The sequence below is a fragment of the Salsuginibacillus kocurii DSM 18087 genome (assembly GCF_000377705.1).
GTDB classification, from domain to species: Bacteria; Bacillota; Bacilli; order Bacillales; family Marinococcaceae; genus Salsuginibacillus; species Salsuginibacillus kocurii.
The window spans coordinates 49,207-71,890 of sequence record NZ_KB898634.1; the positions used below are offsets into that span (position 1 = coordinate 49,207).

At 44.1% G+C, this 22,684-nt stretch carries 24 protein-coding genes, 2 rRNA genes and 1 other annotated feature; all 26 genes read right to left on the reverse strand.

Annotated elements, in window-relative coordinates; translation table 11 throughout:
• Window positions 1-133: 133 nt before the first annotated feature.
• The gene (locus D469_RS0117465; RefSeq protein ID WP_018924681.1) at window positions 134-730 is read right to left on the reverse strand and encodes a class I SAM-dependent methyltransferase; all 597 of its coding nucleotides are present in this window, start codon (window positions 728-730) and stop codon (window positions 134-136) included.
• 403 nt (window positions 731-1,133) lie between these two features.
• A complete protein-coding gene (rplL, locus tag D469_RS0117470; protein WP_018924682.1) occupies window positions 1,134-1,499 on the reverse strand; it encodes a 50S ribosomal protein L7/L12 in 366 nt (121 codons plus the stop codon).
• Between the two features lie 74 nt (window positions 1,500-1,573).
• On the reverse strand, window positions 1,574-2,071 hold the full coding sequence (rplJ, locus tag D469_RS0117475; RefSeq protein ID WP_018924683.1) for a 50S ribosomal protein L10: 498 nt from the start codon (window positions 2,069-2,071) through the stop codon (window positions 1,574-1,576).
• A gap of 89 nt (window positions 2,072-2,160) precedes the next feature.
• Window positions 2,161-2,329, reverse strand: a sequence feature (ribosomal protein L10 leader region).
• Between the two features lie 53 nt (window positions 2,330-2,382).
• Window positions 2,383-3,090, reverse strand: a complete 708-nt coding sequence (gene rplA / locus D469_RS0117480; protein WP_420834859.1) for a 50S ribosomal protein L1 — start codon at window positions 3,088-3,090, stop codon at window positions 2,383-2,385.
• A gap of 104 nt (window positions 3,091-3,194) precedes the next feature.
• A complete protein-coding gene (rplK, locus tag D469_RS0117485) occupies window positions 3,195-3,620 on the reverse strand; it encodes a 50S ribosomal protein L11 (protein ID WP_018924685.1) in 426 nt (141 codons plus the stop codon).
• A 146-nt stretch (window positions 3,621-3,766) separates the two neighbouring features.
• Window positions 3,767-4,303, reverse strand: a complete 537-nt coding sequence (nusG, locus tag D469_RS0117490; RefSeq protein ID WP_018924686.1) for a transcription termination/antitermination protein NusG — start codon at window positions 4,301-4,303, stop codon at window positions 3,767-3,769.
• 66 nt (window positions 4,304-4,369) lie between these two features.
• Window positions 4,370-4,588 carry a preprotein translocase subunit SecE gene (gene secE / locus D469_RS0117495; RefSeq protein WP_018924687.1) on the reverse strand — a complete coding sequence of 73 codons (219 nt, stop codon included), beginning with the start codon at window positions 4,586-4,588 and terminating at the stop codon, window positions 4,370-4,372.
• Between the two features lie 345 nt (window positions 4,589-4,933).
• Window positions 4,934-5,581 (reverse strand): RNA polymerase sporulation sigma factor SigH, encoded by a 648-nt coding sequence (gene sigH / locus D469_RS0117500; RefSeq protein WP_018924688.1) that lies wholly within the window; start codon window positions 5,579-5,581, stop codon window positions 4,934-4,936.
• Between the two features lie 76 nt (window positions 5,582-5,657).
• The gene (locus D469_RS0117505; RefSeq protein ID WP_018924689.1) at window positions 5,658-6,173 is read right to left on the reverse strand and encodes an NYN domain-containing protein; all 516 of its coding nucleotides are present in this window, start codon (window positions 6,171-6,173) and stop codon (window positions 5,658-5,660) included.
• Between the two features lie 2 nt (window positions 6,174-6,175).
• A complete protein-coding gene (gene rlmB / locus D469_RS0117510) occupies window positions 6,176-6,922 on the reverse strand; it encodes a 23S rRNA (guanosine(2251)-2'-O)-methyltransferase RlmB (protein ID WP_018924690.1) in 747 nt (248 codons plus the stop codon).
• On the reverse strand, window positions 6,923-7,348 hold the full coding sequence (locus tag D469_RS0117515) for a Mini-ribonuclease 3 (protein WP_018924691.1): 426 nt from the start codon (window positions 7,346-7,348) through the stop codon (window positions 6,923-6,925).
• Between the two features lie 2 nt (window positions 7,349-7,350).
• Window positions 7,351-8,751, reverse strand: a complete 1,401-nt coding sequence (gene cysS / locus D469_RS0117520; protein ID WP_018924692.1) for a cysteine--tRNA ligase — start codon at window positions 8,749-8,751, stop codon at window positions 7,351-7,353.
• A 6-nt stretch (window positions 8,752-8,757) separates the two neighbouring features.
• Window positions 8,758-9,417: a serine O-acetyltransferase gene (gene cysE / locus D469_RS0117525; RefSeq protein WP_018924693.1), complete on the reverse strand. Its 660-nt coding sequence runs from the start codon at window positions 9,415-9,417 to the stop codon at window positions 8,758-8,760.
• 493 nt (window positions 9,418-9,910) lie between these two features.
• Window positions 9,911-11,383 (reverse strand): glutamate--tRNA ligase, encoded by a 1,473-nt coding sequence (gltX, locus tag D469_RS0117530; RefSeq protein ID WP_018924694.1) that lies wholly within the window; start codon window positions 11,381-11,383, stop codon window positions 9,911-9,913.
• A gap of 95 nt (window positions 11,384-11,478) precedes the next feature.
• Window positions 11,479-11,949 carry a 2-C-methyl-D-erythritol 2,4-cyclodiphosphate synthase gene (gene ispF / locus D469_RS0117535; protein ID WP_018924695.1) on the reverse strand — a complete coding sequence of 157 codons (471 nt, stop codon included), beginning with the start codon at window positions 11,947-11,949 and terminating at the stop codon, window positions 11,479-11,481.
• A complete protein-coding gene (gene ispD / locus D469_RS0117540) occupies window positions 11,946-12,638 on the reverse strand; it encodes a 2-C-methyl-D-erythritol 4-phosphate cytidylyltransferase (RefSeq protein ID WP_018924696.1) in 693 nt (230 codons plus the stop codon). Before ispD ends, ispF begins: the two co-directional genes overlap by 4 nt.
• 108 nt (window positions 12,639-12,746) lie before the next feature.
• Window positions 12,747-13,883: a PIN/TRAM domain-containing protein gene (locus D469_RS0117545; protein ID WP_018924697.1), complete on the reverse strand. Its 1,137-nt coding sequence runs from the start codon at window positions 13,881-13,883 to the stop codon at window positions 12,747-12,749.
• Between the two features lie 176 nt (window positions 13,884-14,059).
• Window positions 14,060-15,136, reverse strand: coding sequence for a DNA integrity scanning diadenylate cyclase DisA (gene disA / locus D469_RS0117550; protein ID WP_018924698.1), 1,077 nt, complete (start codon window positions 15,134-15,136; stop codon window positions 14,060-14,062).
• 51 nt (window positions 15,137-15,187) lie between these two features.
• The gene (radA, locus tag D469_RS0117555; RefSeq protein ID WP_018924699.1) at window positions 15,188-16,582 is read right to left on the reverse strand and encodes a DNA repair protein RadA; all 1,395 of its coding nucleotides are present in this window, start codon (window positions 16,580-16,582) and stop codon (window positions 15,188-15,190) included.
• A gap of 202 nt (window positions 16,583-16,784) precedes the next feature.
• On the reverse strand, window positions 16,785-19,238 hold the full coding sequence (gene clpC, locus D469_RS0117560) for an ATP-dependent protease ATP-binding subunit ClpC (RefSeq protein ID WP_018924700.1): 2,454 nt from the start codon (window positions 19,236-19,238) through the stop codon (window positions 16,785-16,787).
• A gap of 20 nt (window positions 19,239-19,258) precedes the next feature.
• The gene (locus D469_RS0117565) at window positions 19,259-20,335 is read right to left on the reverse strand and encodes a protein-arginine kinase McsB (protein WP_018924701.1); all 1,077 of its coding nucleotides are present in this window, start codon (window positions 20,333-20,335) and stop codon (window positions 19,259-19,261) included.
• The gene (locus D469_RS0117570; RefSeq protein WP_018924702.1) at window positions 20,335-20,874 is read right to left on the reverse strand and encodes a protein-arginine kinase activator protein McsA; all 540 of its coding nucleotides are present in this window, start codon (window positions 20,872-20,874) and stop codon (window positions 20,335-20,337) included. Before D469_RS0117570 ends, D469_RS0117565 begins: the two co-directional genes overlap by 1 nt.
• 23 nt (window positions 20,875-20,897) lie before the next feature.
• Complete coding sequence (locus D469_RS0117575; protein WP_018924703.1) at window positions 20,898-21,368, reverse strand: CtsR family transcriptional regulator; 471 nt, start codon at window positions 21,366-21,368, stop codon at window positions 20,898-20,900.
• A 106-nt stretch (window positions 21,369-21,474) separates the two neighbouring features.
• Window positions 21,475-22,197 carry an MgtC/SapB family protein gene (locus D469_RS0117580; RefSeq protein ID WP_018924704.1) on the reverse strand — a complete coding sequence of 241 codons (723 nt, stop codon included), beginning with the start codon at window positions 22,195-22,197 and terminating at the stop codon, window positions 21,475-21,477.
• A 204-nt stretch (window positions 22,198-22,401) separates the two neighbouring features.
• A 5S ribosomal RNA gene (rrf, locus tag D469_RS0117585) occupies window positions 22,402-22,518 on the reverse strand.
• A 73-nt stretch (window positions 22,519-22,591) separates the two neighbouring features.
• Window positions 22,592-22,684 (reverse strand): 23S ribosomal RNA (locus tag D469_RS0117590); the annotation flags it as partial.

Sequence of the window (22,684 nt, forward strand, 5' to 3'; positions counted from 1 at the left end):
TGAATAGACTCACTAACGATTTCATTGTTTCCTATTACCTTATTCTTTATACTAAGGAAAAGGTCTTTTTCCCTATGTACTAAAAAAGGCATTTATATGCATTTAATAATAATATCACACGAGAGCAATGGTTTCAAATGTTTTTTCCGCGTAATACATAAAATCCTTTGTTCCTGCGCACAATTTCCACTTCAGCAAACAATGTTTCCATATGAGCACGAGCAGATGGAGCGCCTTGTTTTTTTCGTATCACTACCCAGAGTTCCCCTTGCTCCAGCAAATGTTCTCTGGCTTTTGTTATCATGCTATGAACAACATTTTTGCCCGCTCGGATCGGTGGGTTACTCACTATAGCTGCAAAAGAGCCCTCAATTGCTTCAAACTGATCACTCTTTACCACCTCTACGTTACGCAAGCCGGCACGATCGGCATTCTTGCGGCTGAGTTCGACCGCTCGTTCATTTACATCTGCCAGAACGACCTCATGTTCTGTATCGGCAGCTAATGCCAAGCCGACTGGCCCATACCCACACCCTATATCAAGCACCCTGCCTTCGACAGCAGGAAAAGCGAAGTTCTCTACTAGCAGGCGGCTCCCTTCGTCAACTTCTCCTTTAGAGAAAACGCCTCGGTCGGAGGTGAACGAAAATTCACGTCCTCGTAATTCAGCTGTGAACGTTTCCGGGCTACTTTTAACTTCCGGCTGTGAAGAATAGTAATGTTCGCTCATTTTCTCCCTCCTGTCTACACCTTGAATGTACTGAGCTGACCTGTGCTGCCTCTAAAGTGCACCTATCTCCAATTCACCTTTATTCTCTGCCCCTCTAAAACTAGTAGACCTCCCACTCTTATCATCATTCATTACCTCTACTTACCAATCATAGACGTAACTTTTAACAAAGTGGGTCTGTTAACGTTTGGTGTTGCGATGTAAAAACGCAGCGCTGAGAGGACCTCCTGTGGAAGTATGCAGAGCGATGACCCCACTGCAAACAAGAAAGCTGATAGGCACAACTGCGAGAAATGCCCGCCGAGAGCGCAGCACAAATCAACCATGTCAGTTAACAGAGTCAATAATAAGACAAATAAAAGGCTCCCCCACACGTGGGGAAGCCTCGACATTTGTGCGGGCCTTACTTAACTTCGATAGAAGCACCAGCTTCTTCAAGTTGACTCTTAATTTCTTCAGCGTCTTCTTTGCTTACGCCTTCTTTAAGAGTTTCTGGCGCACCGTCAACGACAGCTTTCGCTTCTTTAAGTCCAAGACCTGTTACTTCACGTACAACTTTGATTACGCCGACTTTAGAAGAACCAGCGTCTGTGATTACTACGTCGAATTCAGTTTGCTCTTCAGCTTCTTCAGCTGGAGCTGCGCCACCTGCTGCTGCAACTGGAGCTGCTGCCGTTACACCGAATTCCTCTTCGATTGCTTTGACAAGGTCATTTAGTTCTAGAACGGTCATTTCTTTGATCGCTTCAATAATTTGTTCGTTACTCATCAGTAATCCTCCTTAAATTTATCTTCGTATTTATCTCGAAACTTTACAGGCAAGTTCGTTAGCTTGCGTGCGACTTAAGCACTCTCTTCTTTTTGGTCAGCGACTGCTTTAGCACCAAGGGCAAAGTTGCGGATTGGCGCCTGCATAACGCTAAGAAGCATAGCCACAAGTCCTTCGTGAGAAGGAAGCTCAGCAATTTCTTTCACTTGCTCTGGCGTAGTTACTTGGCCTTGAATGATACCTGTTTTGATTTCGAGTGCTTTGTTGTCTTTTGCGAACTGTTGAAGAACTTTAGCCGGAGCGACAGCATCATCTGAGCTGGTTGCAATCGCTGTTGGACCGACTAAGTATTCATCAAGCTCCGTCATTTCTGCTTGTTCGGTTGCACGACGTGCAAGTGTATTTTTGTACACTTTGAAATCCACGTCTGCTTCACGAAGTTGACGACGAAGTTCAGTTACTTGAGCAACATTCAGACCACGATAATCAACAAGAATAGCCGACTCGCTTTCAGAAAGCTTAGATGTGATTTCGTTAACAACTTCCTGTTTCTGTTCAATCACAGTGCTCATTTGGTCCACCTCCTACATCGTTGGATCACCGAACCGTAGCCTAAACATTCATTTCTTTACACAATGAATGCCCAGCCTTGTTTGTACGTTTATGCATTAAAAAACCTCTGCATCTACAGCACCGTAGATACAGAGGAGTTTACACACGTTCACAAACGATAAAGATTAACACCTTAATCGTCAAACTCGTACATCACCTCGGCAGGGTATTAAGCCATGGACGGCACCTGCTGTCTACGGTAAGAATGAATCCTATTTAGTTGAATTAAATCCTTACAAAGTATATGCCCTTCTGCGTCGGATGTCAATTCTTATTTTAGATTTAATGTTGACGTGCTCACTTCGACACTTGGACCCATAGTAGAAGTAAGAGCTACGTTTTGCACGTACGTGCCTTTTGCGGCAGCTGGCTTTGCTTTAACGAGAATGTCTACAATTGTGTTCACATTCTCTGCAAGCTGATCTTCAGTAAATGAAACTTTGCCTACTGGCGCATGCACATTCCCTGCTTTATCAACGCGGTATTCAACTTTACCTGCTTTGATTTCAGAGATAGCATTGGACACGTCCATTGTTACAGTGCCTGTTTTCGGGTTTGGCATGAGACCTTTTGGCCCAAGCACCTTACCAAGCTTACCAACTTGCCCCATCATATCAGGCGTAGCAACAACAACATCAAAATCCATCCAGCCTTGCTGAATTTGGTTGATTAGATCTTCTTCACCAACAAAATCAGCGCCAGCTTCTTCTGCTTCTTTTGCTTTATCGCCTTTCGCGAAAACAAGAACACGCTGGGTTTTACCTGTACCATTTGGAAGTACAGTAGCGCCGCGAATCTGCTGATCTGCTTTACGCGGGTCAACACCCAAACGAACAGCTACTTCAACTGTTTCGTCAAAGTTAGCAATCGATGTTTTTTTCACGAGTTCAACGGCTTCTTGGACATTATATTGAGCGTCACGATCAATCAGCTTTACAGCATCTTGATATTTTTTTCCTCTCGTTTTAGCCACTTTCATTTCCTCCTCAATTGTGGTTTTAACGGATTAACCTCCCACGAATAAAGGTTGCGAAACAGCCGAATAACGGGCCGCTATCGCAACCTTCCGCACAAGCACGAGTGTTAGCCTTCGATGTTAAGACCCATGCTGCGGGCAGTACCTTCGACCATACGCACAGCCGCATCAACGTCAGCTGCATTCAAGTCCGGCATTTTCGTTTCCGCGATTTCACGAACTTTATCCTGACTCACCGTACCCACTTTATTCACATGTGGTTCACCCGAACCGCTGTTAATTCCGGCTGCTTGCTTTAGAAGCACGGCAGCTGGTGGAGTTTTGGTGATAAAGGTAAACGAACGATCCTCATATACACTAATCTCGACAGGGATAATCATACCTGCCTGATCTTCAGTACGCGCGTTAAATTCTTTACAGAATCCCATGATATTCACACCGGCTTGACCAAGTGCAGGACCTACCGGGGGAGCTGGATTGGCTTTACCAGCAGGGATTTGAAGTTTAACTACCTTTTCAACTTTCTTTGCCACGCGACACACCTCCTTAGTCCGTGATGTGGTTAATCAGACGCCTTGCGCCCTCCCACTCTTATACAGCTGTTAGGTAAAAACAGCTTAGATATATACATATCAAACATTAGAATCTTACCACTAACATTACTTAAGAGCAAGAGTAATTATGAAATCTTTTCAACTTGATGAAATTCGAGTTCAACTGGAGTCTCTCGCCCGAACATATTAACATGGACTTTCACTTTCTCTTTTTCCACATCGATGTCTTCTACTGTGCCTGTGAAATCTGCAAACGGGCCTTCTTTTACTTTAACTGATTCTTTCAGTTCAAATTCTACTTCTGCTTTCGGAGCTTCTTCACCCATCTGGCGAAGAAGTGCATCTACTTCATCCGGCAAAAGCGGTGTCGGTTTGGAACCAGCTCCTGAAGAGCCGACAAAACCTGTAACACCTGGCGTATTTCGCACTACATACCAGGAGTCATCTGTCATCACCATCTCGACAATAACATAGCCCGGGAAGGTCTTACGGGTCACTGTCTTCGCCTTGCCATCTTTATATTCGGTCTCCTCTTCAACCGGCACAAAGACACGGAATATTTTATCCGTCATTTCCATAGATTCTACACGTTTTTCCAAATTTGTTTTTACTTTATTCTCGTATCCTGAGTAAGTATGAACTACATACCAATTCTTTTCCATTTGGGAGCGGACCGTAGATGTCCTTCCCTCCTTCCAGCGGTCTATTTACCAATACATCCAACCTATTTACAAGAACGTACGCACTAGGTAGGAGAAACCGAGATCGACAATCGCAAAAAAGACCGAGATAAAAAATACGGTCAGAATGACGACACCGGTGTATTTCATCAATTCCTGCCTCGTCGGCCACGTCACCCGTTTCATTTCACGTCCAACTTGCCCGAGAAAGCGGATTGGATTTTTCTCTTTTTCCTCTTGAGGAGCTTTGTTTGTTTCTTCTGCCATGTTACCCACCTCCATCACGGAGTGTTTTATAAAGTAGCTGAAGGAACATTTTTCTTCTTCCTTCACGCTAGTGCATTAGACTTGTCCACCCGCCACCACAAAATTTAAACAAAAAAAACAACCGCACCTGAACCTGTCGTAGCGGCTTTCTGTTCATTCTGAATCATCATCCGGCAATATCAACCTGCAGTGGGTTAGCGGTTGCCTTCGATTCGCTATATGCTAATTGAAGGTACCATAATTCCTACATGTTGTCAATCGAACGGGAAAAGCACCTCTTGACCCCTGTCGAAAGAAGTGCTTTCATTGAAACCGGTTACGAAAATTGCGAAAAATAAAAGCGGCTTACACACGTATCTCACTTGCTTCTACATACTTCTCTAGCTTTCTCTTCACTCGCTGCAAGGCATTGTCAATCGATTTTACATGGCGGTTAAGTTCTTCTGAGATTTCTTGGTAAGACTGGCCGTCCAAATAAAGCCTGAGTACTTTTTGTTCTAGTTCACTGAGTACTTCTGTAATCTTACCGTCAATGTCATCAAACTCTTCTTGATTAACAAGCAGTTCCTCTGGGTCACTGACTTTTGTCCCGCATAACACATCCAAAAGTGTTCGATCTGATTCATCATCGTAAAGAGGCTTGTCCAGTGACACATAAGAGTTCAGAGGGATGTGCTTTTGACGGGTAGCTGTTTTTATTGCTGTGATTATCTGCCGGGTAATACACAGCTCAGCAAAAGCACGAAAGGAAGAGAGCTTGTCCCCTTTAAAATCTCGTACGGCTTTGAACAAACCGATCATGCCTTCTTGAACGATATCTTCGTGATCAGCGCCAATGAGAAAATAAGACCTCGACTTCGCCCGTACAAAATTTTTGTACTTGTTAATCAGCTGTTCGAGGGACGCACTATCCCCTTGTCTCGCATGGAGAACGAGTTGTTCATCTTCTGCTTGACCGAAGTTCTGTTGCTTCTCTTTGAGGCCAATACCCAATCGAATCCCTCCGCCCTCGACAAGATGTATAAATATAGAAATAGTATAATGCACACGTTACCAAAGCGTCAACTACCTATCGACGATTTCGACGCCATTTGTCAAAAAATTCTGCTACATCTTCTGACAATGGTAATGACCGCCCTCGGCGAAGGTTTTTTGTGTCCTTCACCTTATTTTCGATATCCCGCTCTACTAGTTGGGTGTTAGTTCGTAATTCCCGGGCCGAAATACGCAGAGCTCCGCTTCCAAACGTCATAGATTGTTCAGCATAATCAGAAGTTGCTACATAGACACGGGTCTCAATGTTTTTTAGTTCGCGGACTAGTTTTTCTATACGTTCATCGGCTGTTTCATTTTCTCTCGTGTAGCAAACTTCTACGCGATGGTGGGCATAGTTTCTTCCGACCCCCGGGACCATGTGAGCGTCAAAAATAATTTTGACCTCCCATCCCTTGTAAGCCTGAAACTCTGCCATCTTTTCAATTAAGAGATCGCGTGCTTCGGTTAAATCGCGATCTCGAATCATTTTTAGTTCAGGCCAATCTCCGATAATGTTATAGCCGTCGACGAGCAATATATCTTTTCGCATGATTACTTCCCTATCGGATAGCGTTTATTGTAAACTTCATACATCAATAAACTCGCGGCAACCGAAGCGTTCAACGAAGTTACATGTCCGACCATCGGGATGGTTACTAGGAAATCACAAGATTCTTTAACCAGCCTGCTCATCCCTTTTCCCTCGCTTCCAATAACAAGCCCAAGCGGCATATCGCCATCTAATTGACGATAATCCTGTTTCGCCGAAGCATCTGTTCCCGCAATCCACATGTTACGCTTTTTCAAATCAGCCAAGGTGCGGGAAATATTAGTTACGCGTGTAACGGGCACATGTTCAATCGCTCCGGTCGAAGCTTTTGCTACCGCCTGGGTCAGTCCAGCCGAACGCCTTTTCGGAATAATAATGCCGTGAGCCCCAACAGCATCTGCGGTCCTCATAATCGAGCCGAGATTATGAGGGTCTTCCACTCCGTCCAAAATGAGAAAAAATGGATCTTCCTCTCTCTGGGTTGCTCGCTCAAACAATTGGTCCAGCTCGGCATAGTCATAAGCAGCTACCGAGGCGACTACACCTTGATGGTTTTTTGTCCCTGCAAGCTCGTCCAATTTCTGTTTTGGGACATGTTGAATTAAAGCATCATTAACCTTGGCTTGCTGAACCACCTGCTTCATGGTATGAGCCTTGGCTCCTTCCAACAGCCAGACTTTATGCACGGGGCGTTCTGACTTCAATGCTTCAATCACTGCGTTTTTCCCTACGATCCATTCATCACTCATTTAAGAATCCTCTCTTTCTTGCGCTAATTCAATAGAATCCACAGCCAGCTCCATAATTTTCTGCAGCCGCTCTTCCCGCTGGAGTAAATATAGAAAACCGACCAGCGCTTCAAATGCAGTACTATAACGGTAGGTGGTTACGTCCGTGCTGCGTGGAACGGTCCCTGATTTGGCATTTCTACCTCGTCTTAGCACTGCTTGTTCTTCTGTCATTAGATCATTGTTTTCAATTAGAGCATGAGCAGCTGCAGCCTGGGCAGGAGCAGTGACATACTTGGTTGCTTCTTTATGAAATTGATTCGGCTTAACTGTTCCTTTACTTATAATAAGCCTTCTTATAAACAAGTCAAAGACAGCATCACCGACATAAGCCAAGGCGAGGGCATTCATTTGATGTGGGTCAACTTTCATTTCTTCATGTTTCATCTCTAATTCTCTCGTTTCCAGCGCGTGCCTTGCGGCGTATCTTCTAGAACGATACCTTTTTCCTGAAGTTCATCACGAATACGGTCAGCTTCCTTAAAATCACGGTTTTTTCGCGCTTCATTTCGTTTTTCAATCCACTCTTCAATCGTCTCATCGAGGACTTCTTCTTCTTGTTCAAATTGCACCCCAAGCACCTCTTCCCATTCTTTAAGCAAAGAGAGCATTTCCTGTAATACTCTTTTGGAAGAGTGGTCATTCTCTAAATAACGATTCGCTTCTTTAATAAAGTCGAAAACGACTGTGAAGGCATTCGGGGTATTAAAATCGTCATTCATTTCACGTATAAATCGATCTCGAAATCCGTTAATTGTGTCTTGCCAATTTGCAGGTTCTCCTAAATCCGCACTAAGCTCTAAGCGGTGCTTGGCATTACGAATAAAAGTGCCAATGCGGGAATAACTGCTTTTTGCCTGCTGCAGCAATTCGTCACTAAAATTAATAGGATTGCGGTAATGCGATTGCAGCATGAAAAAGCGAACGACATTCGGGTCAAACTGGCGAACAATATCATGGACTAAAATAAAGTTGCCTAGTGATTTAGACATTTTCTCATCTTCCACTTTAATATAGCCGTTATGCATCCAATAATTCGCCATCGTTTTCCCTGTCAAAGCTTCAGACTGAGCAATTTCATTTTCATGGTGAGGAAAGGCCAAATCCTGCCCGCCCGCATGGATATCAATAGTGTCTCCTAAATACTTTTTCACCATTGCAGAACATTCAATGTGCCACCCCGGCCGCCCTTTTCCCCATGGACTATCCCAGGCAATTTCTCCACTCTTGGCTCCTTTCCATAACGCAAAATCGAGCGGGTCTTGTTTTTTCTCTCCCACTTCAATTCGTGCCCCTGCTTGTAAATCATCAACCGACTGGTCCGAGAGTTTACCATAACCTTGGAAAGAATGGGTTTTAAAATAAACATCTCCATCCGCTTCATAGGCATAGCCTTTTTCAATTAAACGGCCGATAAACGCAATAATGTCGTCCATCGTCTTCATTACTCGTGGATGAAGATCGGCTTTTTGCACCCCGAGAGCTTCTGTATCTTCGTGGTACGCTGCAATGAATTTTTCTGCTAGTTGTTCCACATCTTCTCCTGTCTCTTCCGCTGCTCGAATGATTTTATCATCCACATCTGTAAAATTAGAGACATAGGTTACCTCATAGCCAAGGTACGTCAAATACCGCCTTACCATATCAAAGACAATCGCAGGCCTGGCGTTCCCAATATGAATATAGTTGTAAACTGTCGGCCCGCATACATACATGCTAACCCGATTCGAAACGAGCGGTTGAAAGCTTTCTTTTGCACGCGTCAGTGTATTATATACATGTAACCCCATCTTTTCTCATTCCCTTCCTCTCTCTGCGTCCTTGTGCTCTAGTTCGTCCACCTTTTGCTGCAGCTTAGCAAGCTCTTCCTCTAAGTGCTTCATGTGTTCAGCAACAGGGTCCGGAAGTTTATGATGGTCAAGATTTTGCTCCACCTTAACTCCATCTTGAACAACAACTTTCCCTGGAATGCCAACTACAGTAGAGTTTGGTGGTACTTCTTTTAACACGACCGAACCAGCGCCGATATTAGCATACTCCCCAATCCTCATCGAACCTAACACCTTAGCACCGCTAGCAATTAGCACATTATCTTCAATCGTTGGATGCCGCTTGCCTTTTTCTTTTCCTGTTCCCCCTAACGTCACACCTTGATAGATAGTGACGTTATCTCCAATCTCACAAGTCTCTCCGATAACAACACCCATACCATGGTCAATAAAGAGCCGCTGGCCAATTTTTGCCCCTGGGTGTATTTCAATTCCAGTTATAAAACGGCTGACCTGGGAGAGAAGGCGTGCTAAGAAATACAGCTTTCTCCGCCAAAGTCCATGGGCCAGACGGTGCGCCCACACCGCGTGAACCCCCGAATACGTCAATACTACTTCTAAGCGGCTTCTTGCGGCCGGATCTTGTTCAAATACTACATCTATATCGTTGATAAACGTTTTGAACATCCTCTCCCCCTCTTTCTCGCTATCTATATTCAAACGCCCGCTTTCTTGCCACTTCACTGTTTATGAATCCTTAAATCTACGAAAATGTTACTGAATACAACGCTCCCTTACCGTTACAATAGCTGTAGATTATTTTGTTCTGTCGTCTCCCCTACTAGCTGTGCGGGAGCATTCAAAGCTGATACATTACATGGCTATTACCAAAAGAAAAAGCGTCTCTTGCCCCCTAAAGGGCACAGAGACGCTTACACGCGGTTCCACTCTGCTTAACAGGGACCCTTCAGCCTCACCTGTTCGCTTGGACAGTCTGGTAACGCAGACAAAACGCCTTAGCGTACTTCATTCTGCCAAGGACTCCGAGGGGCAGTTTCAGCATAGTTTTTCCTGAATCACTTCCAGCCGATGGTGATTTTCTCTGGTAGGAAAGCGGCTATGCTTACGTTCTTCCTCATCAAACGCGATGGTTTATTCATTTTTAGCTGCTGGTGTTATCTTAAGCAATCTCCAATGCCTGATCCAAACGAGCCAACACAGTTTCTTTACCCAGCAAATAAATAGCATCCGGCAGTTCCGGCCCATGCATTTGGCCGGTAGCAGCCACGCGAATCGGCATAAACAGCTTTTTGCCTTTATGACCAGTCGCTTTTTGAGTGGTTTTTGCTGCTTTTTTAACATTCTCTGGGTTGAAGTCTTCATCTTCTAATTGTTCGACTTCAGATTTGAAATGACTCAACACTTCACTCACTTGTTCTTCTTTAAGAACGGGCTGCACCTCTTCTGGGTAAGAGATCTCTTTTTGGAAAAACAACTTCGAAAGTGGTACTATTTCCGCTGCATAATGCATTTGTTCTTGATACAGCTTCACTAACTTCTTGAGCCACTCCCTTTTCTCAGCCGAAACGTCAGCTTCGAGATGGCCAGCTTCCTGTAAATGAGGAATCGCCAAATCTGTTAAACGGTCACTGTCTGCTTCTTTAACGTATTGGTTATTAACCCAGGCCAATTTATCAGTATCAAATACCGCCGGGGCTTTCGAAACACGTTCAAGGCTGAACTGTTCAATCAATTCATCGATCGTAAAGAGCTCTTGTTCACCGACTGGAGACCAGCCAAGCAAAGCAAGGAAGTTAACTATAGCTTCCGGCAAGTACCCAAGCTCTTTGTACTGTTCAACAAATTGCATGATTGATTCATCACGTTTGCTCATCTTTTGCCGGTCTGGGTTTAATATCAACGACGCATGAGCAAATTTAGGCTTTTCAAACCCTAGCGCTTCAAAAACAAGGGCCTGGCGCGGAGCGTTGGAAAGATGCTCTTCCCCGCGGATAACGTGAGAAATTTTCATAAGGTGGTCATCGATCACCACAGCAAAATTATAAGTCGGTACTCCATCGCTGCGGGCAATTACAAAATCACCAATTCCTTCGGTCTCAAAGGACACCTTGCCGCGAACGGCATCATCAATGACGACCGTATCGCCCTGCGGCACCTTAAAGCGCACAACTGGCTTTAACCCTTTCGCCTCAAATGCTTCGCGCTCTTCCTGCGTTAAGTTGCGATCTCGGCCGCTATATTTAGGCATTTCTCCACGCGCAAGCTGAGCTTCACGTTCAGCTTCGAGCTCTGCTTCGGTCATATAGCAATAATATGCTTTGTCTTCCTCTAGCAGCTGGTTCAGATAAGATTGATACGTATCCAAGCGCTCCATCGAACGATACGGTCCGTGCGGCCCGCCAACATCTGTACTTTCATCCCAATCAATGCCAAGCCACTTTAAGCTCGTCATCAACTTGTCTGTAGCTTCTTCCACGTTTCGGGCCTGGTCTGTGTCTTCAATCCGCACAATAAATTTGCCGCCGTGATGTCTTGCATATAGATAATTAAAGAGAGCAGAGCGTGCGCCCCCTATATGGAGATGGCCGGTAGGACTAGGAGCAAACCGGACTCGAACTTCTTGTGATGACATGTTTTGACACCTTCCGCTTTTTAAATTTCGTAAAACTATGGTTTATTTTATCACTCTAAACTACCGTCACGTCAAGGTAACCTCTTGAGGACCTCTTATTTTTTCAGCAGGACTACAGCTTGGGCTGCAATGCCTTCCCCACGTCCTGTAAACCCTAACTGTTCTGTGGTCGTAGCTTTTACATTTATTTCGCTTGCTTCAACCTTTAACAGAGGAGCAATCGTTTGCTGCATTTCCTCTATGTATGGAGCCATTTTTGGCTTTTGGGCCATGATCGTCGCGTCCATGTTCCCTACGTGGTAACCTTTCTTCTCTACCATCGTCATTACTTCCTGCAGCAACGCTTTTGAATCGGCCCCCTTATACGCCTCATCCGTGTCCGGAAAATGCTTGCCGATATCGCCCGCTCCTATCGCTCCCAAACAGGCATCCGTAATAGCATGCAGCAAAACATCAGCATCCGAGTGACCTACCAGGCCTTTCTCAAACGGGATAGTTACTCCTCCGAGAATCAGAGACTCCCCTTCTGCTAAACGATGCACATCAAATCCTTGACCTATCTTCATTTCGGGCTCTCCTCTCGCTTTTGTATAATGGCTTCTGCCCGAACCATATCTTCTGGAGTTGTTAACTTAATATTGTCATAGTCCCCTTCTACAATCGCCACCGGATAACCATTCCACTCAACAAGCCCCGAATCATCAGTACCTTGAAAGCCTTGGTCTACAGCCTGAGCGTAAGCATCCATCAACACTTCAAACTTAAAAGCCTGAGGCGTTTGTGCGGCCCAAAGCTCTGAGCGAGCCAACGTCTCTTCTACCCGCGAGTTTGAAGCCCTTTTTATTGTGTCAGTAACAGGAACGGCTAATACAGCTCCCCCGCTATTTTTCGCCTCCGCTTCAAGCGCATGAATGCGCTCTTTAGTGACAAATGGACGAGCCCCGTCGTGAACCATGACCACTTCCTGGGAACGCACCTGCTTTAGACCCTCATATACACTATCTTGCCGTTCCTTCCCTCCAGAGACGATGTTCGTGACTTTCTGAATACCATGCTCCGCAAAAAGGACGGCCATTTCTTCTGTTTCTTCTGGATTAACAACGACAATGACTTCTTCACAATGCTCGTCCTGCTCAAAAACACGCAAGGTACGAATGATAAGAGGCAGCTGCCGCAAATGTAAAAATTGTTTATTAAGGCCCGCTTTCATTCTTTTGCCTTGACCGGCAGCGGGTATGATTACAGCATAGGACATTGTTTTGCGCTCCAATTACTATTTTGTCTATAGCACATTTTATCATACAATTTAAAAGTCGCCTAAAGCAATCTTCACTTTGCTTTAGACGACCTTGCCCCTTGTCATTTACAGTGCCTGTTCATAGACTTTTGGCTTCGCAAAAATCATGCGTCCGGCACTTGTTTGCAACACACTTGTTACAACTACTTCTACCTGCCGGCCAATATATTCCTTGCCGCCTTCAACTACAATCATAGTACCATCGTCTAAATAAGCAACACCCTGGTCCGGCTCTTTTCCGTCTTTTATTACTTGAACATGAAGTTCTTCTCCAGGTAAAACGACCGGTTTAACTGCATTTGAAAGATCATTAATATTCAATACGGCTACACCTTGTAAATCACAGACTTTATTTAAATTAAAGTCATTCGTAACCACAAAGCCATTCATTACCTTGGCTAGCTTCACAAGTTTGCTATCTACTTCTTGAATGTCATCAAAATCAATGTCTTCAATCCGCACTTGAATAGGCTGGTCTTTTTGAATACTGTTTAAAATATCAAGGCCACGCCTGCCTCGATTTCGCTTTAACGCATCCGAAGAATCAGCAATATGCTGAAGTTCTTCTAACACGAATTCAGGTATGATTAACGTTCCTTCTAGAAAGCCAGTTTTACACACATCTGAAATTCGACCATCAATAATTACACTCGTATCAAGAATTTTAGGCTTAGGAGCATGTTCAGTCTGGTCTGATTTGTCAGCGTAACCAACTGCCGGGAGGAACTGCCCCTCTTCTTTGGCCTGTTTTTCTTTACTCCCCACCTTGGCAGATGTAAACAGTTGGGTGAGCTCATCTCGTTTCTTAAAGCCAACCTTAAACCCAAAATAACCGAGGAAAAAGGTCATAAATACCGGCACTAATTCGCTAACTACCGGCAATTGAATAGTATTTAACGGAATACTGACTAAAAAAGCGACAACTAAACCAAACACAAGACCAAGTGTGCCAAATAAAACATCTGCCACTGGGGCGTTTACAATCATTTCTTCTACCTTTTGCATCCCATGAACAAGATAGTCAACAATCCAAAATGTTCCTAGATACATAAGGCAAGCCCCGACTACAGCTCCTACAAATGGATGTTCAGTCCAATTCGGAGCGGTTTCAATATTAATAAATGATATAAGTTCTGGAATAAATAAATAACCAATCGCTCCTCCGGTAAGAACAAAAAACAATTGTAGAATCCATCTTAACATGCCACTCACCTCCTCTATTTAGTATGGTCAATATACCATTAGCCAAACCTTCAATTCTGCAGTTCTCACAATCTCACATGTAATTGTCACCTAACGTTAACCTAACAAAATGTTTGAACATTGTCAATTTGTCGAATTTTCTATTATATAATAAATATGTGTCTAAATCAAGTTTTTTAAATATGCCGATCCACAAACAATTGCTCTTGAATACGCTGTAACCCTTCTTTTATCGTGCGCGCTCTGGCTTCACCGACGCCATTGACTTGATCCAAATCCTCAATAGAAGCCATCATAATACGGTTGAGGCTTTGATACCTTTCTACTAAATTTTCTACAATGGCTAAAGGAAGCCGCGGAATCTTGTACAGCATTCTAAATCCGCGCGGTGATAAATTCTGCTCTGTTAAATTAGCAGTACGTTGATAGCCGAGCACCTTCATAATGACATGGTCATCTAACAATTCATCATTTGATAAACGCTGCAATTCTTGTAAGGCTTCTTCCCCTTTTCGGGATGGGTCTCTCATATAATCTTTAAGCAGAAGAGCCGCTTCTTCTTCCATGTTAGAAATGAGTTCATTAAGTTGCATGGTGATTAATCGACCTTCATTCCCCAGTTCATTAATATAATTATGAATTTCATTTTTAATCCGCAATACCATTTCTATACGATGTATAACTTGTGTCACATCTTGCACTGTGACTAATTCTTCAAATTCCAGCGCACCAAGGTTGGTAATGCTTTGGTCAAGTACGACTTTGTACTTTTCCAGTGTTTGGATTGCCTGATTCGCTTTTGTTAAAATAACACCCATGTCTTTTAACGCGTAGCGGTGTTCATCCTGATACAACGTAATAACGTGTCTACGCTGAGAAATCGAAATGACTAAATGCCCTGTCTGTCTAGCTACTCGTTGTGCCGTACGATGGCGAATCCCTGTCTCTGTTGATGGGATCGAATTGTCAGGAACCAGCTGAGTATTAGCATAAAGAATCTTTTTTCCATCCTGCGTTAAAATAATGGCTCCATCCATTTTTGCTAATTCGTATAAATACGCAGGAGAAAACTCACAATTAATGTAAAACCCTCCATCAACGAGCCCTTTTATATCTTCGCCATACCCTAAAACAATTAAACCCCCGGTCCGTGCCCGAAGTACATTGTCAATTCCATTTCTGAGCGGGCTCCCCGGTGCTACATAGTGCAAAACGTTTCGGATAAACTTTTCTCTCTCTTTTTTAGTAGCCACTTCTTACCTCTCCTCTTTTTCCAAATTCGTTTCCCTTCTCGAAGCGCTTGGTTACCACACTCCCTTTCCTCCTGACATCGATTCTTGGAGTGCTTCTTCTAATGTTCTAACCGGTACAATTTCAATGCCATCGGGCTTGGTCCAGCCTGTCTCATTTTTAGCCGGGATAATCGCTCGTTTAAACCCAAGCTTAGCCGCTTCTCTCACCCTTTGTTCCACCCGGGAAATGCGACGAATCTCCCCGGTCAAACCGATCTCACCCATAACCGCATCTGCCCCGTTTGTGGCCTGGTCGCGGAAGCTTGACGCAATACTAATAGCAATAGCTAAGTCCACGGCGGGTTCATCTAGCTTTACCCCTCCAGCTACATTCATATATGCATCTTGGTTTTGCAGCAGCATACCGACCCGTTTTTCAAGCACTGCCATTAATAAAGAAACACGGTTATGGTCTAAACCAGTCGCCGTACGTTTAGGATTAGCATAAGAGGTCGGGGAAACGAGGGCCTGGATTTCTACCAGTACAGGGCGGGTTCCTTCCATGGCCGCTACCACTGTAGATCCGGCTGTTCCACCTGATCTTTCTTCTAAAAAGATTTCAGATGGGTTTTTCACTTCAGTCAGGCCTGACTCTTCCATCTCAAAGATTCCGATTTCATTGGTAGAACCAAAGCGGTTTTTTACGGCTCGCAAAATCCGGTATGTATGGTGACGCTCTCCCTCAAAATAAAGGACAGAATCGACCATATGCTCCAACAGCTTCGGCCCGGCAATTGATCCTTGCTTAGTTACATGCCCTACCACAAATACAGCAATTCCCTGACTTTTGGCTATACTCATCAACGAAGCAGTTGACTCCCGCACTTGTGCCACGCTTCCCGGCGCCGAGGTAATATCACTCCTGTAAACAGTTTGAATCGAATCTACAATGACCATAGCCGGCTTTGTTTGTTTAATCGCTTGTTCAATATAATCCATGTCCGTTTCCGCTAAAATATACAAAGAGTCCGCTTTAACATCAAGACGATCAGCTCTCAGTTTTGTTTGTTTCATGGATTCTTCTCCAGAAATATATAGTACAGAATGCTTTGCTTCTGCTAAAACTGCACTCATTTGTAAAAGCAGAGTCGATTTACCAATGCCTGGGTCTCCGCCAACAAGCACTAATGAACCCGGCACAATCCCTCCGCCAAGTACTCGGTTCAGCTCGGCTATCGTTGTGCGAATCCTCGGTTCCTCTTCCCCCGAAACCTGTTGAATGGACAGAGGCTTTTCTCGTTCACCGCCGCTTCCTACCACGGTGGAGGTACGTTCTTTTCCCTTTGAAACAATCTCCGTTTCTTCCACCATTGAATTCCAACCTTGACAGCCTGGACAACGCCCCATCCATTTCCTTGATTCATAGCCGCATTCCTGGCAGACAAATTTGGTGTTCGTTTTAGCCATGTTGATTCCCGCCTTCTCGCCTTTTTCTTACGTTCATTTTATCATGGGACACTTTGATTGTTTATAAGTCCCTTCTCTAGGAAGTTTCGAAAGTCTTCACACTTAGTCCTAAGTGTGAAAAACACATTCTTTGTTATATAAGTGAAGCTGCTCCGTTCTATGGTAAAAAAACCGAGGGGAGAATCCCTCGGTTGTTAAAGCTTTACGACTTAGCCTTGGCTTTTAAATCTACAAAGAAACCATCTTCATTCCAGTCAATAACGGCCGTCTGCCCTTTTTGAATATCTCCGGTAAGAAGGGCTTCAGAAAGGCGGTCTTCGACTTGCTTTTGCAGAGCTCGGCGGAGTGGCCGTGCCCCGTACTCTGGGTCAAACCCTTCGTCTGCAATTTTATCCTGAGCCGTTGGCGTAAGCTCAAACTCAATCTCCTGCTCAGCAAGACGCTTTTTCAGTTCGCCCGCCATTAAGCCTACAATTTCTTTAATATGCCTTTTCTCCAAGCTATGGAAGACAATAATTTCATCAATCCGGTTTAAAAATTCAGGCCGGAACGTGTTCTTAAGTTCCGTCATGACTTTGGATTTCATGTCTGCGTGTTCCTGGTCTTCCGAATTGGTCGTAAAGCCTACAAATTTATTTCGTTTTAATGTGGCAGCACCTACGTTTGACGTCATGATAATCGCTGTATTGCGAAAATCCACCTTGCGTCCTTTCGAATCGGTGAGGTGGCCATCTTCAAGCACTTGCAACAAAATGTTAAACACTTCTGGGTGCGCTTTTTCAATTTCATCAAGCAAAATAACAGAGTAAGGGTACTGACGAACTTTTTCAGTTAACTGTCCGCCTTCCTCAAACCCAACATACCCAGGAGGAGAGCCGACAAGACGGCTAGTAGCATGTTTTTCCATGTACTCAGACATATCGATCCGAAGCACTGAATCTTCATCGCCAAATAACGTCTCCGCTACAGCACGTGCTAGTTCTGTTTTTCCTACCCCAGTAGGACCAAGGAAAACGAAAGAACCAATTGGACGTTTTGGGTCTTTCAGTCCGGCCCGTGCACGACGGACTGCTTTTGAGACCGCCTTAACAGCTTCTTCTTGACCAACGACACGGTTGTGTAAAATTTCCTCCATTTTAAGCAACCGCTCTGTTTCTTCTTCTTCAAGCTTTGAAACCGGTATTCCCGTCCAGCTAGCAACAACTTGAGCAATATCTTCAGTGCCCACTTGTGTATCTTCTTGACCTTGTTTTTCCCGCCACTCATTTTTCATATTTTCAAGTTCTTCACGCAGTCGCTGTTCACTGTCTCGTAATGAAGCGGCTTTTTCAAATTCCTGGCTTTGCACGGCGGCATCTTTTTCTTTCCGCGTCTCTTCCAGCTTCTGCTCTAGCTCTTTGAGGTTTGGCGGAGCGGTATAGGATTTTAAGCGGACTTTCGATCCTGCCTCATCAATTAAGTCAATCGCCTTATCAGGTAAAAAGCGGTCGGAAATATAACGATCAGACATCTTTACCGCTTCTGCGATCGCTTCATCAGTAATGGTGACACGATGGTGAGCTTCATAACGGTCACGTAAGCCGCTTAAGATTTGAATCGACTCATCAATGGTAGGTTCATCTACTTGAATCGGTTGGAAACGGCGTTCTAATGCTGCATCTTTTTCAATGTATTTCCGGTATTCATCCAACGTCGTAGCCCCGATACATTGCAATTCTCCGCGGGCAAGAGATGGTTTTAAAATATTAGAAGCATCAATAGCACCTTCTGCTCCGCCTGCACCAATCAGCGTATGAAGTTCATCAATGAACAACACAACATTACCAGCCTGGCGGATCTCTTCCATCACTTTCTTCAATCGATCTTCAAACTCGCCGCGGTATTTTGTCCCTGCTACTACTGTACCCATATCCAGGGTCATAACCCGCTTATTCCGCAATATTTCGGGGACTTCATTCGAAATAATCGATTGAGCCAATCCTTCTGCAATCGCTGTTTTACCCACCCCGGGCTCACCGATCAACACAGGGTTATTTTTCGTACGGCGAGATAAGACTTGGATAACACGCTCAATTTCCTGGCTCCGGCCAATCACCGGGTCTAATCCTTCTTCTTTAGCTACAGCGGTTAAATCTCTCGCTAAACTATCAAGGGTAGGGGTGTTTGCATTGGCGCCCGTAGCTGCAGCTTGCCCACCATTATTATTATTTGCAGAGGATTCGTTGCTTCCAAGTAGTTGAAGAACTTGCTGTCTGGCTTTGTTCAGGCTGACCCCAAGGTTATTTAACACCCGGGCAGCTACTCCTTCTCCTTCGCGAATAAGCCCTAAGAGAACATGTTCTGTACCTACGTAGGAATGACCTAATTTACGTGCTTCATCCATTGAGAGCTCAATCACTTTTTTGGCTCGTGGTGTATAATGAATGGTTTTAGATCCTTCTTGACCTGCACCTATTAACGTTTCTACTTCTTGTTGAATTTGTTCGCTTTCTAAAGAGAGAGCGTGTAAAGCTTTAGCCGCTATCCCGTCTCCTTCTCGAATCAACCCAAGCAAGATGTGTTCTGTACCTATATTGTTGTGGCCAAGTCGAATGGCTTCTTCCTGCGCTAGTGCTAACACCTTTTGTGCCCGTTCTGTAAACCTTCCAAACATCATCGAGACAACACCTCCATTGATTAATCAGAGCTTCCTTGCTCAAGCTGCATTCGTTCGCGAATCAAAGCTGCACGTCTTTCATCCCGCTGATCCGGGGTTAACCCTTTCCCTGCATATTGTTGAAGCATACCAGGCTGAGTTAAAATCATTAATTCACTTAAAATGTTCTTAGATACCCCCTGGATAAGCTCCAGGTCAATTCCTAAGCGGACGTCAGATAATAACTGTGCTGCTTCTTTAGACTCCATCACATAACTATGAGAAAGCAACCCATATGATCGATTCACTTTATCAAGTAGCTTCACCTTAGAAGATTCCAAAATCTGTTCTCTCGCTGCGCGTTCATGCTGAATTAGCTGCTGGACTACACCCTGTAACTCTTCCACTATATCTTCTTCTGTTTTCCCTAGTGTCATCTGGTTAGAAATCTGAAAAAGGTTGCCAAGCGCTTCACTACCTTCTCCGTAGATCCCTCTTACTACCAGACCGAGTTGATTTACAGCCGGCAGAATGCGATTAAGCTGCTGGGTCATGACAAGAGCCGGTAAGTGCATCATAACAGATGCCCTCATTCCTGTCCCCACATTCGTTGGACAGCTTGTTAAATAGCCTCGTTTTTCATCAAAAGCATACGTTACTTTACCTTCCAGCCAATCATCTAAATAACTGGCAAAAGTTAAGCCTTCTCGTAACTCGAGACCAGGAAAGAGACATTGAAGACGAAGGTGGTCTTCTTCATTAACCATCAAACTCACTGCTTCATCTTCACTTAATACGACAGCACCGTAATTTGACTTTTCCGCTAAATGGGGGCTAATTAAATGCTTCTCGACCAACACCCGCTTTTCATTTTGAGAAAGATCATCCACCGGTATGACTTCAAGCTTCCCTTTGTCTGCATACTCCTGGTCCTGAAATTCTTTTTGCAAGTATTGAAAAAGAGCATAGGAAGACTCCTCAGGAGCGATAATTGGGAACGGATATTGATCCAAGTTTCTTGCCAAACGCACTCGAGTGCTAAGCACTATATCTGATTCAGCTCCTTCACGTTTCATCCAGGGACTAATCGCTTCAGAGATAAATCGCTCCAATGACATCAGGAACCCTCCCCTTTATCCACCTCATTGCCTTGCAAAGAACGAAGACGATCCCGAACCTCTGCAGCCTTCTCAAATTCTTCATTCTCAATATAGCGCTGCATATCCTTTTTTAGGTCTTCAATTTCTCTTTGAGCTTGAAGGTGACTACCCACTCTTTTAGGAATTTTGCCGGCATGAACGGTATTTCCACTGTGCACCCGTTTAAGTATAGGATCTAGCCGCTCGCCGAAGGCTTGGTAACACTTCGAACAACCAAAACGACCTAACTTGGTGAACTTTTCATAAGTCATCTGGCAGTTCGGGCAATGGAGGCTTTTTTTCTTCATTTGCCGAGAGGTCTGTTGGTTGGAAAAAAAATCCTCTCCATTTAACAAACCTGATAATAATTCGTGAATGGAGTAACTATTCGACCCTGGAACGTGATCTCCTTTTTCTTTAGCACAATAATCACATAAATGCGTTTCAGTCTTCTTTCCATTTACGATCTTGGTGAAATGAAGTGTGGCAGAATTCTTCTGGCACTCTTGGCACAGCATTTTAAACCCCCCTCTTTTAAATGCTACGCATGCTCATAACGCAATCGTTGTAACACTGATTGCATAATATTAGCCCGGATATAATCACGGGACTGAGGTTCAGCAAGCGTGATTACGTTTCGTTCAATAACAGCTAATAACAACTTTGCTTCTCTATTTGTAATCGCATCTTCTTCTAATAAACGCACAATAACACTTTCTGCGGTTTGTTGATCTATTTGCTTACCGACCGTACTCATTAACTGTTGGCAAAGATCAGCTTGGTCAGCCGGTTTAACTTTAGAAATGCGGATATAACCTCCGCCTCCTCTTTTACTTTCCACAATATAGCCTTTTTCAACCGTAAATCTTGTGCGGATAACATAATTAATTTGTGAAGGAACACACTGAAAACGCTGCGCTAACTCACTTCTTTTAATTTCAATTAAGTCTCGGTCACTCTGGGTAAGGATCGACTTTAAATGATTTTCAATAATATCAGAAATATTCCGCATCCCCGTGAGCTCCTTTCTCTTGACCTTGACTATCTTTGACTATAAATATAATACACTCTCATGCAAAACGCAAGAGCCTCTCCTTACCCTATATTTAAACAATCTCTTATACTTTTATACGTGACGGCTTGGTGATTTGTGTTTCTATCACACCATCTTGTTTTTGCAAGCGTTCATAAATGATGCCTGGTTCAACTGAATCAGGACGTTTGATTTCAATGTGATAAGAGTTTTTCCCCTCTTCCTGACGTCGTTGAGATTCTGCCCTTATCTTCACAATTGCCACTCCCACATGCTCCAACTCACTAATAATATAATGGAGTTTGCCTTCCTGCTCATGCAAGACCACATTTACTTCCTCTAACCGTTGTGGTTTTTTAAACAATTGATCAATACGGTTGAGGAAAAACAAGCTTAACAAAACAATAAACGTAGTTAAGATGGCAGCAAAATACATTCCTGCACCAGTAGCAAGCCCAATTCCAGCTACCACCCATATCGAAGCAGCTGTAGTTAGCCCACGAACTGAAACACCTTGCACAATAATAGTCCCCGCGCCTAAAAAGCCAACCCCGCTAATAACATAAGCGGCTAAACGAGAAGGGTCGTACGCTACCACATCTGGGTTTGCTTCCATATAGCTTTCAAAGCCAAACATAGCCATCAACATCACCAAACAAGCTCCAAGCCCAACAAGCAAATGAGTACGAAAACCAGCCGGATGGTCTTTATATTCACGTTCAATTCCAATTGCTCCTGCTAAAGAAGCCGCTAAAATTAAGCGGGTAAACATGATGGCATATTCATTAGTAGAAAAGAATTCTTCCATTATGCTCGCCTCCTTTCGTAAAGCTTAACCTTCCTCGGTAGAGGAAAAAGCAAGTAACCAAGCAGGGAATTCTTTTATATTTACCCAATTACTGCAGTAACAAAAAGGTTGAAATAAAACCCATGCTCAATTGCCAAAATTCAAACTTTTTAGTATAAAAGATATAGTAAAAAACCGCACCATCTTAGGTGCGGCATTCAATTAGCCTGGCAGCGTCCTACTCTCACGGGGGGTTGCCCCCCGATTACCATCGGCGCTGAAGAGCTTAACGGCCGTGTTCGGCATGGGAACGGGTGTGACCTCTTCGCCATCACCACCAGACCAATATAGAGTGTTATTCACTCAAAACTGGATAGCGTCGTTGATGAAATACCGGTGCGTTGACTTAAACCATTAGGATAAGCCCTCGACCGATTAGTATCTGTCAGCTGCACGTGTCGCCACGCGTCCACCTCAGACCTATCAACCTCATCATCTTTGAGGGGTC